This window comes from Tabrizicola sp. (assembly GCF_030694085.1).
GTDB lineage: Bacteria > Pseudomonadota > Alphaproteobacteria > Rhodobacterales > Rhodobacteraceae > Tabrizicola.
In genome coordinates this window covers 704051-715982 of sequence record NZ_JAUXZE010000035.1, presented here as the reverse complement: position 1 = coordinate 715982, position 11932 = coordinate 704051, and the positions used below count along the sequence as shown (strand labels likewise).

Here is an 11932-nt window from a genome sequence, read left to right as displayed (position 1 = left end):
GGAAGAGGGCGGCCGTCACACGCCGTTCTTCGCGAACTACCGCCCGCAGTTCTACTTCCGCACCACGGACGTCACCGGGACGGTTCAGCTGCCGGAAGGCACTGAAATGGTCATGCCGGGCGACAACCTGAAGTTCGTCGTCGAACTGATCGCCCCGATCGCGATGGAAGAGAAACTGCGCTTCGCCATCCGCGAAGGCGGCCGCACCGTCGGCGCTGGCGTCGTCTCGAAGATCATCGCGTAAGGCATATTGCACTCTCGAAGGGTGGGCTGTAATAGCCCACCCTTCGAATAACGAAACAGAACCTCTTGGGTCGGCAGTCCGTGTCCACGCCAACGTTCTAAAAGGAAAAAACTGATGCAAGGTCAGACCATCCGCATCCGGCTTCGCGCCTTCGATTACCGCGTGCTGGACGCCAGCACCCAGGAAATCGTGAACACCGCGAAGCGCACTGGTGCCACCGTCCGCGGGCCGATTCCGCTGCCGAACAAGATCGAGAAGTTCACCGTTCTCCGTGGTCCGCACATCGACAAGAAGTCGCGCGACCAGTGGGAGATTCGCACGCACAAGCGTCTTCTCGACATCGTCGACCCCACCCCGCAGACCGTGGACGCGCTGATGAAGCTCGACCTCGCTGCCGGCGTGGACGTCGAGATCAAAGTTTAAGGAGGGCATGACAGATGCGCTCTGGCGTTATTGCAAAGAAGCTGGGCATGACCCGGCTGTTCATGGCAGACGGCAAGCAGGTTCCGGTGACGGTTCTGCAGCTGGACAGCCTTCAGGTCGTGGCACAGCGCACCGCTGACAAGGACGGCTACACCGCCGTCCAGCTGGGTGCGGGCGTGGCCAAGGCCAAGCGGACCACCGCCGCGCAGCGCGGTCACTTCGCCAAGGCGAACGTGGCTCCCAAGCGCAAGATTGCGGAATTCCGGGTCACCCCGGACTGCCTGATCGACGTGGGCGCGGAAATCACCGCCGACCACTACCTCGCGGGTCAGTTCGTCGACGTGGCGGGCACCTCGATCGGCAAGGGCTTTGCCGGTGCGATGAAGCGTCACAACTTCGGCGGGCTTCGCGCCTCGCACGGTGTGTCGGTTTCGCACCGTTCGCACGGCTCGACCGGCCAGTGCCAGGACCCCGGCAAGGTGTTCAAGGGCAAGAAGATGGCGGGTCACATGGGCGCCGTCCGCGTGACCACGCAGAACCTGCAGGTCGTCCGCACCGACGCCGACCGTGGCCTGATCATGATCAAGGGCGCTGTCCCCGGATCGCGTGGCGGCTGGGTCACCGTCAAGGACGCCGTGAAGAAGCCGGAAGCCAAGGATGCACCGCGTCCGGCCGCGATCCGGTCCGCTCAAGCTCCGGCTGCAGAAGTCGCCGCCGAAGGGGGTGAAGCATGAAACTTGACGTGATCAAACTGGACGGCGGCAAGGCCGGCTCCATCGATCTGGACGAAGCGCTGTTCGGCCTTGAGCCGCGCGCCGACATCCTGCACCGCGTGGTGCGCTGGCAGCGGGCGAAATCCCAGGCTGGCACCCACTCGACGCTGACCCGGGCCGAGGTTTCGTACTCGACCAAGAAGATCTATCGCCAGAAGGGCACCGGCGGCGCACGCCACGGCTCCAAGAAGGCCCCGATCTTCCGCCACGGTGGTGTGACCAAGGGCCCGCAGCCCCGCAGCCACGCCCATGACCTGCCGAAGAAGTTCCGCGCCCTCGGGCTGCGGCACGCTCTCTCGGCCAAGGCCAAGGCGGGTGAGCTGGTGATCCTGGACATGGCGACCCTCGCCGAAGCCAAGACCGCCAACCTGGCCAAGATGGCGACCGAGCTCGGCTGGAAGCGCGTTCTGGTGATCGACGGCGCGACCGTTGACGCCAACTTCGCTCTGGCTGCTCGCAACCTGGACGGCGTCGACGTTCTGCCCACGATGGGCGCCAACGTCTACGACATCCTCAAGCGTGATACCCTGGTCATCACCAAGGCCGGTATCGAAGCCCTGGAGGCTCGCCTGAAATGAGCAAAGCACCGAAAACCGCTGCGGCCGTGAAGCCGGAGCACTACGACCTGATCAAGAAGCCGATCATCACCGAAAAGGCCACCATGGCCTCCGAGGCGGGTGCCGTGGTGTTCCAGGTCGCAATGGACTCGACCAAGCCGCAGATCAAGGAAGCCGTCGAGGCGATCTTTGGTGTGAAGGTGAAGGCGGTGAACACCACCATCACCAAGGGCAAGGCCAAGCGTTTCCGCGGTCGCGCAGGCGAGCGTTCGGACAAGAAGAAGGCCTATGTCATGCTGGAAGACGGTCAGACGATCGACGTCACCACCGGCCTCTGAGCCTTAGGCTTGAGTGAAATGAGAGAGCCCCTGCCGGAAGGCGGGGGCTTTTTGCAATAACGCTGAGCGGCGTCAATTGAGGAGGACAGCAAACCGATGGACATGGCATCTTATCTCAACGAAGTCAGGTATGGTTGCGAGGCAATACTCCCGATAGTCTGGAAAGAACGGGAAGCAGTCGAAGCACTCAAAGCGAGGATCGCCACGCTAACTGCACAAACCGAAGACGGCTATCGCCGCGCCCAATTCCTTCAACAGTTCGAAGACCCGGACGACTATATGATGGGTGTCGGGCTACACTGGGATACCTATTTCGGCGCGGACAAAGAGCGCTATCACGCAGTTGCAGACCTCCCAAGCCTCGAACAGGTGCGCGATATCCGTTCGTTCGCCTGCGCTGCATTGGCGGGATCGGTTCTACAGTTCGCGAAGCAAGGAATTTCACTGGTTCATGGTGGACTTCAGAACTGCCCTGCCGGTCGACAAGTTCACGGTGTCGATATCAAATTGGTCATATGGCAGGGTCGCAATCAGTCGATGCATTGGGATGAAGGACAATTCACCCCATCCGTGCGAGCGTGCTTCGACAGCCTAAAGGTGTGCGACTCGTCTTTTAACGACTACGACTCCAAGGTTCGCAGTGTGGCCTTCGACGTTGTTCGTCTGCTGGGATGGCGCGAATATGCTGCATTCGAAACCGACATGATGGCACTCGCATAGCGAGGGTGTCGGTTGGAGAAAAATCTCCCGTCCGCCTCCTGACTCAAAGAAATCCTTCTCTACCTGTTGCCACCCCCACCCCCGTCTGCTAATCCCGCGCCACGCCAGCAGCCCCGGATTCGTCCGGGGCTCTTGGTTTGTTCGTTCCCGCTGCAGCCGCAGCAGGAAAGGACCCTAAATCGGGGATCTTCGGAGCCCTTCACCGCCGGGTGGCAGCACCCGTGCAAGCAAACGGAAGACAGAGAACATGGCACTCAAGTCGTATAAGCCGACGACGCCTGGCCAACGCGGGTTGGTTCTGATCGACCGTTCGGAGCTGTGGAAAGGCCGCCCGGTCAAGCACCTCACCGAGGGTTTGAACCGTACTGGTGGCCGGAACAACACCGGACGAATCACGATGTTTCACCAGGGCGGGGGCGCCAAGCGCCTCTACCGGGTGGTCGATTTCAAGCGTCGCAAGTATGATATCCCGGCGGTCGTCGAGCGGATCGAATATGACCCGAACCGCACCGCCTTCATCGCGCTGATCAAGTATCAGGACGGTGAACTGGCCTACATCCTGGCGCCGCAGCGCCTGGCCGTGGGTGACAGCGTCGTCGCTGGCGCCAAGACCGACGTGAAGCCCGGCAACGCGATGCCGTTCTCGGGCATGCCGATCGGCGCGATCGTCCACAACGTCGAGCTGAAGCCCGGCAAGGGCGGCCAGCTGGCCCGTGCGGCTGGGACCTATGCCCAGTTCGTCGGCCGTGATGGGTCGTACGCGCAGATCCGCCTTTCGTCGGGCGAACTGCGCATGGTCCGTCAGGAATGCATGGCCACCATCGGTGCCGTGTCGAACCCCGACAACTCGAACCAGAACTTCGGTAAAGCCGGACGTATGCGCCACAAGGGCATCCGCCCGACGGTTCGCGGCGTCGCGATGAACCCGATCGACCACCCGCATGGCGGCGGCGAAGGCCGTACCTCGGGCGGCCGTCACCCGGTTACCCCGTGGGGCAAAGGCACCAAGGGCAACAAGACGCGCAAGCCGAAGGCTTCTGACAGCCTGATCGTCCGCTCGCGCCACGCCAAGAAGAAAGGGCGTTAATCCATGGCACGTTCCATCTGGAAAGGCCCGTTCGTCGACGGCTACGTCCTGAAGAAGGCCGAAAAGGCCAAGGCCGGTGGCAAGGCGGAGGTGATCAAGATCTGGTCGCGCCGGTCCACCATCCTGCCGCAGTTCGTTGGTCTGACCTTCGGGGTCTACAACGGCAAGAAGCACGTCCCGGTCAACGTGACCGAGGACATGATCGGCCAGAAGTTCGGTGAATACTCGCCGACGCGGACCTACTACGGTCACGCCGCCGACAAGAAAGCGAAGAGGAAATAAGCCATGGGATCGGAAAAGAACCCCCGTCGCGTGGCGGACAACGAAGCGATGGCGGTCCTCCGCATGCTTCGCACCTCGCCGCAGAAACTGAACCTCGTCGCCGGTCTGATCCGGGGCAAGAAGGTGGACAAGGCCTTGGCCGACCTCACCTTCTCCAAGCGCCGCATCGCGGGTGACGTGAAGAAGTGCCTGCAGTCGGCGATTGCCAATGCGGAAAACAACCACAACCTCGACGTCGACAGCCTTGTCGTGGCCGAGGCCTGGGTCGGCAAGAACCTGGTGATGAAGCGGGGCCGTCCGCGGGCTCGCGGTCGCTTCGGCAAGATCATGAAGCCGTTCTCTGAGATCACCATCAAGGTCCGTCAAACCGGGGAGTCCGCATAATGGGTCAGAAGGTCAATCCGATCGGTATGCGCCTCCAGGTCAACCGTACCTGGGACAGCCGCTGGTTTGCAGAGTCGAAAGACTACGGCAACCTCCTGCTGGAAGACCTCCGCATGCGCGAGTTCATCCACAAGGACCTCAAGCAGGCCGGCATCAGCCGCGTGATAATTGAACGCCCGCACAAGAAGTGCCGTGTGACCATTCACACCGCACGTCCGGGCGTCATCATCGGCAAGAAGGGCGCGGACATCGAGACGCTTCGCAAGAAGCTGACCGTGTTCACCAAGTCCGAACTGCACCTGAACATCGTCGAAGTCCGCAAGCCGGAACTTGACGCCCAGCTGGTGGCCGAGTCGATCGCCCAGCAGATGGAACGTCGCGTGTCCTTCCGTCGCGCGATGAAGCGTGGCGTGCAGAACGCGATGCGGATGGGTGCGCTTGGCATCCGTGTGAACGTCGCCGGCCGTCTTGGCGGCGCCGAAATCGCCCGGACCGAATGGTACCGCGAAGGCCGCGTGCCGTTGCACACCCTGCGTGCCGACATCGACTATGCTCTGTCCGAAGCCACGACCCCCTATGGGATCATTGGTGTGAAGGTCTGGATCTTCAAAGGCGAAATCCTTGAGCATGATCCGCAGGCCCATGATCGTCGTCTTGCCGAAGCGGCTGACGGCCCGGCCCCCCGTGGTCCGCGCCGCGACCGCGAACGCGCCTAAGGAGTAACGTAGATGCTGCAACCAAAGCGCACAAAGTTCCGCAAGATGCACAAGGGTCGCATCCATGGCGAAGCCAAGGGTGGGTTCCTGATCAACTTCGGCTCCTACGCCCTGAAAGCGACCGAGCCCGAGCGCGTCACCGCGCGGCAGATCGAAGCGGCCCGCCGCGCGATCACCCGCCACATGAAGCGTCAGGGCCGGGTCTGGATCCGGATTTTCCCGGATGTCCCGGTCTCGGCCAAACCCGTCGAAGTTCGTATGGGTAAGGGCAAAGGCTCCACCGACTACTGGGCGGCCAAGGTCAAACCCGGTCGGATCATGTTCGAGATCGACGGCGTGAACGACGAAATCGCGCGTGAGGCCCTGCGTCTGGGCGCGATGAAACTCCCGGTCACCACGCGCATCGTCGCGAAGGAAGACTGGTAAGAGTCGGGGTTTACCCCGACCTACGATATCGGCCCCCGCTGGAAACGGCGGGGGCCTTTTCAAATCTGGAGCCGACCATGCCCTACATCACCTCCCTCTTCGTCACCCGCCTTTATCGCGCCGGTCTGAATGACCTTGCGAAGAAGAAGGTCGACTATGCCGAACTCCGCCAGACCTGCGACATGGTGGCCGAGGATGACGAGGCCGGGCAGGAGTGGTGCGAGGCGAACGGCTATCCCGGCTACACCTCCTATGCTTCCTTGGACGACCTCCCTTGGCGGATGCCGATCTTCGGCGATCTGGAAAGGGCGCTGAATCTCCACGTCGCCGCCTTCTGCAAGGACCTTGGCTTCGACCTGGGCGACAAGAAGCTGAAGTGCAATTCCCTCTGGATCAACATCCTGCCTGAAGGCGGCACCCACGCCAGCCACATCCACCCGCATTCGGTGATCTCGGGCACGACCTATGTGGCGATGCCGGAAGGGACCTCGGCGCTGAAGCTGGAAGATCCCCGCCTGCCGATGATGATGCTGGCCCCCGTCCCCCTGAAGACCGCACCACAAGAGCTGCAACGCTTCGTCTACGTCAAGCCGTCGGTGGGCGAGGTTCTCCTGTGGGAAAGCTGGCTGAGACACGAAGTCCCGATGAACTTGTCCGAGGAAGAACGGATCTCGGTCAGCTTCAACTATGGGTGGGCGTGAGATGGATGATGACTTTGACTATATAACCACCCAGAACTATAGGTATCGCGACTTTTGGAAGGTTCGAAACATCTTCTTCGAGAGTTTGTGCGCAGCCGAGCAGCACTGGTTTTTCGTCCAGGGTCACGACGCCTATGTTCAACAGCTATACTTGCCGGCTCTGTCCTCCCTGCTCAACGGGATCGAAGCGACACTGAGAGTCACGCTTCACCAGATTGACGCGGAGATCAGCAACAAGACTGCCGAATTGTCTCCGTATCGCGTCTTGAGCAACAACCTCATCCTTCAAGCAAGCGAGAAAGGTATGGAGGTCAGGTATCTTGCATTTAATGATGAGCAAGACTTTATGGAGAAGCTGCATTCTTCGAAGCCGAACCGCCGTGATGTTGAAATAGTTCGACTGAGAAACAACATTTGCCACGGCAATGTTTTCGAGTTCATCAATCGTGACCTCGGTGCGGAAAATAGCTTCTTTTCGCCCGAGGCGCTCAAGTTGGTTACGGAGAAAGTTCTGGCGATAAGTGCGGACTGGTGTGAAAGCTTAGGTAGTTTTCGCCGCTCTCATGGGCTTCTCCACTACAACAAGCCGAGCGACCCGCAGCGAGAGAAAGACTTCGCTCTCTACGATGCTGTCATCCGGGCGGCCAAGACCAAACCATGAGCCTTCCGGGAGTAGCCCCCCAACTTCCCCCTTGCCTCCCACCCCCATCCCCCCTATACGGCCCCATCCAGCGATTCCGGGACACCGGATTCGCTGGTCTGTCATTGATCCGCCAGGTCCTCGGTGACCCTCCAGCAGGGGCCGTCTGGCGATTGTGGAAAAGGAAGCGGCATGAAAGCCGAAGAACTGAAGTCGAAAACGCCGGACCAGCTGCGCGACAGCCTGGTTCAGCTCAAGAAGGAAGCGTTCAACCTGCGCTTCCAGCAGGCGACCAACCAGCTTGAGAACACCGCCCGCATGCGTGCCGTCCGTCGTGACGTCGCCCGCATCAAGACCGTTCTCGGCCAAAAAGCCGCCGAAGCTGCGAAGTAAGGGGAACCGCCATGCCGAAACGTATCCTGACGGGCACCGTCACCTCGGACAAGAACGAGCAGACGATCACCGTCTCTGTCGAACGCCGCTTCAAGCACCCGCTGCTGCAGAAGACCGTGCGTAAGTCGAAGAAGTACCGCGCCCACGACGCGGAGAACAAGTTCAAGGTCGGCGACACCGTGCGCATTGAAGAATGCGCGCCGATTTCGAAAACGAAACGCTGGACGGTGGTGGTCGACGCAACCGCGTAACCCCCTCCGTCTCTAACGAAACCGCGGGGCGTGTCCCTGCAGGTCGGGAGACTACCAAATGATCCAGATGCAGACGAATCTGGATGTGGCTGACAACTCCGGCGCTCGCCGAGTTCAGTGCATCAAGGTTCTTGGCGGCTCGCACCGCCGTTATGCTTCCGTCGGCGACATCATCGTGGTGTCGGTCAAGGAAGCTATTCCCAAAGGCCGCGTGAAGAAGGGGGACGTCCGCAAGGCCGTCGTCGTTCGCACCGCCAAGGAAGTTCGCCGTGAAGACGGCACCACCATCCGTTTCGACCGCAACGCCGCCGTCATCCTGAACAACCAGGGCGAACCGGTCGGCACCCGCATCTTCGGGCCGGTCGTGCGCGAGCTGCGTGCCAAGAACTTCATGAAGATCATCTCGCTGGCTCCGGAGGTGCTCTGATGGCTGCGAAACTCAAGAAGGGTGACACGGTCGTCGTGCTCACCGGCAAGGACAAGGGCAAGAAGGGCGAGATTTCCGCCGTCATGCCGACCGACAACAAGGCCATCGTCGATGGTCTGAATGTCGCGATCCGCCACACCAAGCAGTCGGCGAACAGCCAGGGCGGCCGCGTTCCGAAAGCGATGCCGATCGACCTGTCGAACCTCGCCATCGTGGACAAGAACGGCAAGGCCACCCGCGTCGGCTTCCGCATGGAAGGTGACAAGAAGGTCCGCTACGCCAAGACCACCGGGGAGGTGATCTGATGCTGGATCAAGCCACCTACACGCCGCGCCTGAAAGCCGAATACAAAGGCAAGATCCGCGCCGCGATGAAAGAAGAGTTCGCCTACAAGAACGACATGATGATCCCGCGTCTGGACAAGATCGTCCTGAACATGGGCGTCGGCGAGGCGGTCAAGGACACCAAGAAGGTCAAGCAGGCCGCCGAGGAACTGTCCCAGATCGCCGGTCAGAAGGCTGTCATCACCAAGGCCAAGAAGTCGATCGCCGGCTTCCGCGTCCGTGAAGAGATGCCGCTGGGCTGCAAGGTCACCTTGCGCGGCGACAAGATGTTCGAATTCCTCGACCGCCTGATCAACGTGGCGCTGCCGCGCGTTCGCGACTTCCGGGGCGTGAAGGGCAGCAGCTTTGACGGCAATGGCAACTACGCCATGGGCCTGAAAGAGCACATCGTGTTCCCCGAAATCAACTTCGACAAGGTCGACGAGGTTCTGGGGATGGACATCATCATCTGCACGAACGCGAAGAACGACACCGAAGCCAAGGCGCTGTTGAAGCATTTCAACATGCCCTTCACGTCGTAACCGCGAGGAACCGAAGATATGGCAAAGAAATCCATGGTGAACCGCGAAGTGAAGCGCGCAAAACTTGTGAAGCAGCATGCTTCCAAGCGCGCCGCGCTGAAGGCGGTGATCAACGACCAGGCGAAACCGGTGGACGAGCGCTTCAAGGCGACGCTGAAACTGGCCGAGCTGCCCCGCAACTCGTCCGCCGTCCGGCTGCACAACCGCTGCCAGCTGACCGGCCGTCCGCATGCGTATTACCGCAAGCTCAAACTCAGCCGCATCATGCTGCGTGATCTCGCCTCGTTCGGCCAGATCCCCGGCATGGTCAAGTCCAGCTGGTAAGGGAGGAAAGACGATGTCTATGAACGATCCTCTCGGCGATATGCTCACGCGTATCCGCAACGCACAGATGCGCGGCAAGTCCACTGTCGTGACCCCCGCATCCACCCTGCGCGCCCGCGTCCTCGACGTGCTGCTGTCCGAAGGCTACATCCGTGGCTATGAAAAGGCAGACACGGCGAACGGCCAGGGCGAATTCACCATCAGCCTGAAGTACTACGAAGGCGAGCCCGTGATCCGCGAAGTCAAGCGTGTCTCGAAGCCCGGCCGTCGCGTGTACATGGGTGTGAGCGAGCTTCCCTCGGTCCGCAACGGCCTTGGTGTCGCGATCGTCTCCACGCCCAAGGGCGTTCTCACTGATGCAAATGCACGCGCGGCCAATGTTGGCGGCGAAGTGCTTTGCACCGTGTTCTGAGGAGGGTGCAATGTCTCGTATCGGCAAGAAACCCGTCGAACTGGTCAAAGGCACCTCGGCCTCGATCAGCGGCCAGACCATCGAAGTAAAGGGCCCGAAAGGGACCCGCAGCTTCACCGCAGGCGACGACGTCACCCTCACCATCGAGGGCGACGCGATCAAGGTCACCCCGCGGGGTCTCTCCAAGCGCGCGCGCCAGCAGTGGGGCATGACCCGCTCGATGGTCGCGAACCTGGTGACCGGCGTCTCGGATGGCTTCAAGCAGGACCTGGAAATCCAGGGCGTCGGCTACCGCGCAGCGATGGCCGGCAACGTCCTGAAACTGTCGCTGGGCTATTCCCACGAAGTGAACTTCGACGTGCCGAAGGGGGTGACCATCACCGTCCCGAAGCAGACCGAAATCACCGTGGAAGGCATCGACCAGCAGCTGGTCGGCCAGGTGGCAGCGAACATCCGCGAATGGCGCGCGCCCGAGCCCTACAAGGGCAAGGGCATCCGCTACAAGGATGAGTATATCTTCCGCAAGGAAGGCAAGAAGAAGTAAGGGTGGCAAAATGGCTTTGAACAAGAGAGAGCTGTTCCTCAAGCGCCGCCTGCGCGTCCGGAACAAGATCAAGGCGACCTCGCATGGTCGTCTGCGCCTCAGCGTGCACCGTTCGTCGAAGAACATCAGCGTCCAGCTGATCGACGACGCGAAGGGTGTGACGATTGCGGCGGCCTCCAGCCTGGAGAAAGACCTGGGCGTGGTGGGCAAGAACAACGTCGAGGCTTCCGCGAAAGTGGGCGCCGCGATTGCCGAGCGGGCCAAGAAGGCCGGGGTGGAAGAGTGCTACTTCGACCGTGGCGGCTTCCTTTTCCACGGCAAGATCAAGGCGCTTGCCGATGCAGCCCGCGAAGGCGGACTGAAGTTCTAACCCCGCCCGCGCAGGCGGGCAAACTGAAAGAAGACGCGGGCGGTGGCAACACCGCCCCGATGATCCGGGTCCGTCTGGACACCAGGATTGGTATCAACGGCGCTCCGCGCGCCACCACGAAGGAATTGCCTTATGGCAGAACGTGATAACCGCCGGGAAGGCCGTGGCAACGACCGCCGCGACAACCGCCCGGAAGAAACCCCGGAATTCGCCGACCGTCTGGTCGCGATCAACCGCGTCTCGAAAACCGTCAAGGGTGGCAAGCGCTTCGGCTTCGCCGCACTCGTCGTTGTCGGCGACCAGCGTGGTCGCGTCGGCTTCGGCAAGGGCAAGGCCAAGGAAGTGCCGGAAGCGATCCGCAAGGCCACTGAACAGGCCAAGCGCTCGATGATCCGCGTGGCGCTCAAGGACAGCCGCACGCTGCACCACGACATGGAAGGCCGCCACGGCGCCGGGAAAGTCGTGATGCGGACCGCCGTGGCCGGTACCGGCATCATCGCCGGCGGCCCGATGCGCGCCGTGTTCGAGATGCTGGGCATCCAGGACATCGTCGCCAAGTCGATCGGCTCCGCGAACCCCTACAACATGATCCGCGCCACCATCGACGGTCTGAAGCACGAAGCCTCGCCCCGTTCGGTCGCTGCGCGTCGTGGCAAGAAGGTCGCCGAGATCCTGCGCAAGCCGGAAACCGAAGCGGCTGCCACTGAAACCGTGGAGGCCTGATCATGGCGAAGAAACCCACCGAAGCGGCGAAGAAAACCATCGTCGTGAAGCAGATCCGCTCGGCCGCCCGCCGTCCGGCCGTGCAGACTGCGACCCTGAAAGGTCTCGGCCTGAACAAGATGAACCGCACCCGCGAGCTGGAAGACACGCCTTCTGTCCGCGGCATGGTGAACTCGATCCGCCACCTCGTCGAGATCATCGAAGAGCGCGGGTAAGGCCGACCGCTCCGCGGTGGAGTGGGCCGCCAACGCCCGACGTAACTTCAACGCCCCCATGGTTGAATTGGGGGCGTTTTGCGTCGCATGCAACGCCAGTTCAGGACACGAAAACTG

At 61.5% G+C, this 11932-nt stretch carries 23 protein-coding genes and 1 pseudogene; all 24 read left to right on the top strand.

Annotation, left to right across the window (positions count from 1 at the left end; translation table 11 throughout):
• A pseudogene (gene tuf / locus Q8M85_RS08675) lies at positions 1-244 on the top strand (elongation factor Tu); the annotation flags it as partial.
• Positions 245-358: 114 nt separating this feature from the next.
• Positions 359-667, top strand: coding sequence for a 30S ribosomal protein S10 (gene rpsJ / locus Q8M85_RS08670; RefSeq protein ID WP_128515209.1), 309 nt, complete (start codon positions 359-361; stop codon positions 665-667).
• Between the two features lie 14 nt (positions 668-681).
• Positions 682-1401, top strand: a complete 720-nt coding sequence (gene rplC / locus Q8M85_RS08665; RefSeq protein ID WP_305542961.1) for a 50S ribosomal protein L3 — start codon at positions 682-684, stop codon at positions 1399-1401.
• Positions 1398-2018 carry a 50S ribosomal protein L4 gene (gene rplD, locus Q8M85_RS08660; RefSeq protein WP_305542958.1) on the top strand — a complete coding sequence of 207 codons (621 nt, stop codon included), beginning with the start codon at positions 1398-1400 and terminating at the stop codon, positions 2016-2018. The genes rplC and rplD overlap by 4 nt, the downstream gene beginning before the upstream one ends.
• Complete coding sequence (locus tag Q8M85_RS08655) at positions 2015-2335, top strand: 50S ribosomal protein L23 (protein ID WP_305542955.1); 321 nt, start codon at positions 2015-2017, stop codon at positions 2333-2335. The genes rplD and Q8M85_RS08655 overlap by 4 nt, the downstream gene beginning before the upstream one ends.
• A 96-nt stretch (positions 2336-2431) precedes the next feature.
• The gene (locus Q8M85_RS08650) at positions 2432-3055 is read left to right on the top strand and encodes a hypothetical protein (RefSeq protein ID WP_305542953.1); all 624 of its coding nucleotides are present in this window, start codon (positions 2432-2434) and stop codon (positions 3053-3055) included.
• Between the two features lie 247 nt (positions 3056-3302).
• Complete coding sequence (gene rplB, locus Q8M85_RS08645) at positions 3303-4142, top strand: 50S ribosomal protein L2 (protein WP_305542950.1); 840 nt, start codon at positions 3303-3305, stop codon at positions 4140-4142.
• A gap of 3 nt (positions 4143-4145) precedes the next feature.
• Positions 4146-4424, top strand: a complete 279-nt coding sequence (gene rpsS, locus Q8M85_RS08640; RefSeq protein ID WP_305542948.1) for a 30S ribosomal protein S19 — start codon at positions 4146-4148, stop codon at positions 4422-4424.
• Between the two features lie 3 nt (positions 4425-4427).
• On the top strand, positions 4428-4808 hold the full coding sequence (gene rplV / locus Q8M85_RS08635; protein WP_305542945.1) for a 50S ribosomal protein L22: 381 nt from the start codon (positions 4428-4430) through the stop codon (positions 4806-4808).
• Positions 4808-5524 (top strand): 30S ribosomal protein S3, encoded by a 717-nt coding sequence (gene rpsC, locus Q8M85_RS08630; protein WP_295077095.1) that lies wholly within the window; start codon positions 4808-4810, stop codon positions 5522-5524. Before rplV ends, rpsC begins: the two co-directional genes overlap by 1 nt.
• A 12-nt stretch (positions 5525-5536) precedes the next feature.
• A complete protein-coding gene (gene rplP, locus Q8M85_RS08625) occupies positions 5537-5950 on the top strand; it encodes a 50S ribosomal protein L16 (RefSeq protein ID WP_103259186.1) in 414 nt (137 codons plus the stop codon).
• 77 nt (positions 5951-6027) lie between these two features.
• The gene (locus tag Q8M85_RS08620; RefSeq protein ID WP_305542938.1) at positions 6028-6651 is read left to right on the top strand and encodes a TIGR02466 family protein; all 624 of its coding nucleotides are present in this window, start codon (positions 6028-6030) and stop codon (positions 6649-6651) included.
• Between the two features lies 1 nt (position 6652).
• Complete coding sequence (locus Q8M85_RS08615) at positions 6653-7312, top strand: hypothetical protein (RefSeq protein ID WP_305542936.1); 660 nt, start codon at positions 6653-6655, stop codon at positions 7310-7312.
• 171 nt (positions 7313-7483) lie between these two features.
• Complete coding sequence (rpmC, locus tag Q8M85_RS08610) at positions 7484-7684, top strand: 50S ribosomal protein L29 (RefSeq protein WP_103259183.1); 201 nt, start codon at positions 7484-7486, stop codon at positions 7682-7684.
• Between the two features lie 11 nt (positions 7685-7695).
• Complete coding sequence (gene rpsQ / locus Q8M85_RS08605) at positions 7696-7935, top strand: 30S ribosomal protein S17 (protein ID WP_125324990.1); 240 nt, start codon at positions 7696-7698, stop codon at positions 7933-7935.
• Positions 7936-7993: 58 nt separating this feature from the next.
• Positions 7994-8362, top strand: coding sequence for a 50S ribosomal protein L14 (gene rplN, locus Q8M85_RS08600; protein ID WP_091302592.1), 369 nt, complete (start codon positions 7994-7996; stop codon positions 8360-8362).
• Complete coding sequence (gene rplX, locus Q8M85_RS08595; RefSeq protein ID WP_305542919.1) at positions 8362-8667, top strand: 50S ribosomal protein L24; 306 nt, start codon at positions 8362-8364, stop codon at positions 8665-8667. Before rplN ends, rplX begins: the two co-directional genes overlap by 1 nt.
• Positions 8667-9227 (top strand): 50S ribosomal protein L5, encoded by a 561-nt coding sequence (gene rplE / locus Q8M85_RS08590; protein ID WP_305542916.1) that lies wholly within the window; start codon positions 8667-8669, stop codon positions 9225-9227. The genes rplX and rplE overlap by 1 nt, the downstream gene beginning before the upstream one ends.
• A gap of 18 nt (positions 9228-9245) precedes the next feature.
• The gene (gene rpsN / locus Q8M85_RS08585; protein WP_295077076.1) at positions 9246-9551 is read left to right on the top strand and encodes a 30S ribosomal protein S14; all 306 of its coding nucleotides are present in this window, start codon (positions 9246-9248) and stop codon (positions 9549-9551) included.
• Between the two features lie 13 nt (positions 9552-9564).
• The gene (gene rpsH / locus Q8M85_RS08580) at positions 9565-9963 is read left to right on the top strand and encodes a 30S ribosomal protein S8 (protein WP_305542909.1); all 399 of its coding nucleotides are present in this window, start codon (positions 9565-9567) and stop codon (positions 9961-9963) included.
• Positions 9964-9973: 10 nt separating this feature from the next.
• The gene (rplF, locus tag Q8M85_RS08575; RefSeq protein WP_305542906.1) at positions 9974-10507 is read left to right on the top strand and encodes a 50S ribosomal protein L6; all 534 of its coding nucleotides are present in this window, start codon (positions 9974-9976) and stop codon (positions 10505-10507) included.
• 10 nt (positions 10508-10517) lie between these two features.
• Positions 10518-10877 (top strand): 50S ribosomal protein L18, encoded by a 360-nt coding sequence (gene rplR / locus Q8M85_RS08570; protein ID WP_305542903.1) that lies wholly within the window; start codon positions 10518-10520, stop codon positions 10875-10877.
• A 132-nt stretch (positions 10878-11009) separates the two neighbouring features.
• A complete protein-coding gene (rpsE, locus tag Q8M85_RS08565; protein ID WP_305542901.1) occupies positions 11010-11600 on the top strand; it encodes a 30S ribosomal protein S5 in 591 nt (196 codons plus the stop codon).
• A gap of 2 nt (positions 11601-11602) precedes the next feature.
• Positions 11603-11815: a 50S ribosomal protein L30 gene (gene rpmD / locus Q8M85_RS08560; RefSeq protein WP_305542899.1), complete on the top strand. Its 213-nt coding sequence runs from the start codon at positions 11603-11605 to the stop codon at positions 11813-11815.
• Positions 11816-11932: the final 117 nt, after the last annotated feature.

Excerpts from the sequence above, each read along its gene's own strand:
- rpsJ (WP_128515209.1), top strand. The coding sequence starts at position 359 with ATGCAAGGTCAGACCATCCGCATCCGGCTTCGCGCCTTCGATTACCGC.
- rplC (WP_305542961.1), top strand. The coding sequence starts at position 682 with ATGCGCTCTGGCGTTATTGCAAAGAAGCTGGGCATGACCCGGCTGTTC.
- rplD (WP_305542958.1), top strand. The coding sequence starts at position 1,398 with ATGAAACTTGACGTGATCAAACTGGACGGCGGCAAGGCCGGCTCCATC.
- Q8M85_RS08655 (WP_305542955.1), top strand. The coding sequence starts at position 2,015 with ATGAGCAAAGCACCGAAAACCGCTGCGGCCGTGAAGCCGGAGCACTAC.
- Q8M85_RS08650 (WP_305542953.1), top strand. The coding sequence starts at position 2,432 with ATGGACATGGCATCTTATCTCAACGAAGTCAGGTATGGTTGCGAGGCA.
- rplB (WP_305542950.1), top strand. The coding sequence starts at position 3,303 with ATGGCACTCAAGTCGTATAAGCCGACGACGCCTGGCCAACGCGGGTTG.
- rpsS (WP_305542948.1), top strand. The coding sequence starts at position 4,146 with ATGGCACGTTCCATCTGGAAAGGCCCGTTCGTCGACGGCTACGTCCTG.
- rplV (WP_305542945.1), top strand. The coding sequence starts at position 4,428 with ATGGGATCGGAAAAGAACCCCCGTCGCGTGGCGGACAACGAAGCGATG.
- rpsC (WP_295077095.1), top strand. The coding sequence starts at position 4,808 with ATGGGTCAGAAGGTCAATCCGATCGGTATGCGCCTCCAGGTCAACCGT.
- rplP (WP_103259186.1), top strand. The coding sequence starts at position 5,537 with ATGCTGCAACCAAAGCGCACAAAGTTCCGCAAGATGCACAAGGGTCGC.
- Q8M85_RS08620 (WP_305542938.1), top strand. The coding sequence starts at position 6,028 with ATGCCCTACATCACCTCCCTCTTCGTCACCCGCCTTTATCGCGCCGGT.
- Q8M85_RS08615 (WP_305542936.1), top strand. The coding sequence starts at position 6,653 with ATGGATGATGACTTTGACTATATAACCACCCAGAACTATAGGTATCGC.
- rpmC (WP_103259183.1), top strand. The coding sequence starts at position 7,484 with ATGAAAGCCGAAGAACTGAAGTCGAAAACGCCGGACCAGCTGCGCGAC.
- rpsQ (WP_125324990.1), top strand. The coding sequence starts at position 7,696 with ATGCCGAAACGTATCCTGACGGGCACCGTCACCTCGGACAAGAACGAG.
- rplN (WP_091302592.1), top strand. The coding sequence starts at position 7,994 with ATGATCCAGATGCAGACGAATCTGGATGTGGCTGACAACTCCGGCGCT.
- rplX (WP_305542919.1), top strand. The coding sequence starts at position 8,362 with ATGGCTGCGAAACTCAAGAAGGGTGACACGGTCGTCGTGCTCACCGGC.
- rplE (WP_305542916.1), top strand. The coding sequence starts at position 8,667 with ATGCTGGATCAAGCCACCTACACGCCGCGCCTGAAAGCCGAATACAAA.
- rpsN (WP_295077076.1), top strand. The coding sequence starts at position 9,246 with ATGGCAAAGAAATCCATGGTGAACCGCGAAGTGAAGCGCGCAAAACTT.
- rpsH (WP_305542909.1), top strand. The coding sequence starts at position 9,565 with ATGTCTATGAACGATCCTCTCGGCGATATGCTCACGCGTATCCGCAAC.
- rplF (WP_305542906.1), top strand. The coding sequence starts at position 9,974 with ATGTCTCGTATCGGCAAGAAACCCGTCGAACTGGTCAAAGGCACCTCG.
- rplR (WP_305542903.1), top strand. The coding sequence starts at position 10,518 with ATGGCTTTGAACAAGAGAGAGCTGTTCCTCAAGCGCCGCCTGCGCGTC.
- rpsE (WP_305542901.1), top strand. The coding sequence starts at position 11,010 with ATGGCAGAACGTGATAACCGCCGGGAAGGCCGTGGCAACGACCGCCGC.
- rpmD (WP_305542899.1), top strand. The coding sequence starts at position 11,603 with ATGGCGAAGAAACCCACCGAAGCGGCGAAGAAAACCATCGTCGTGAAG.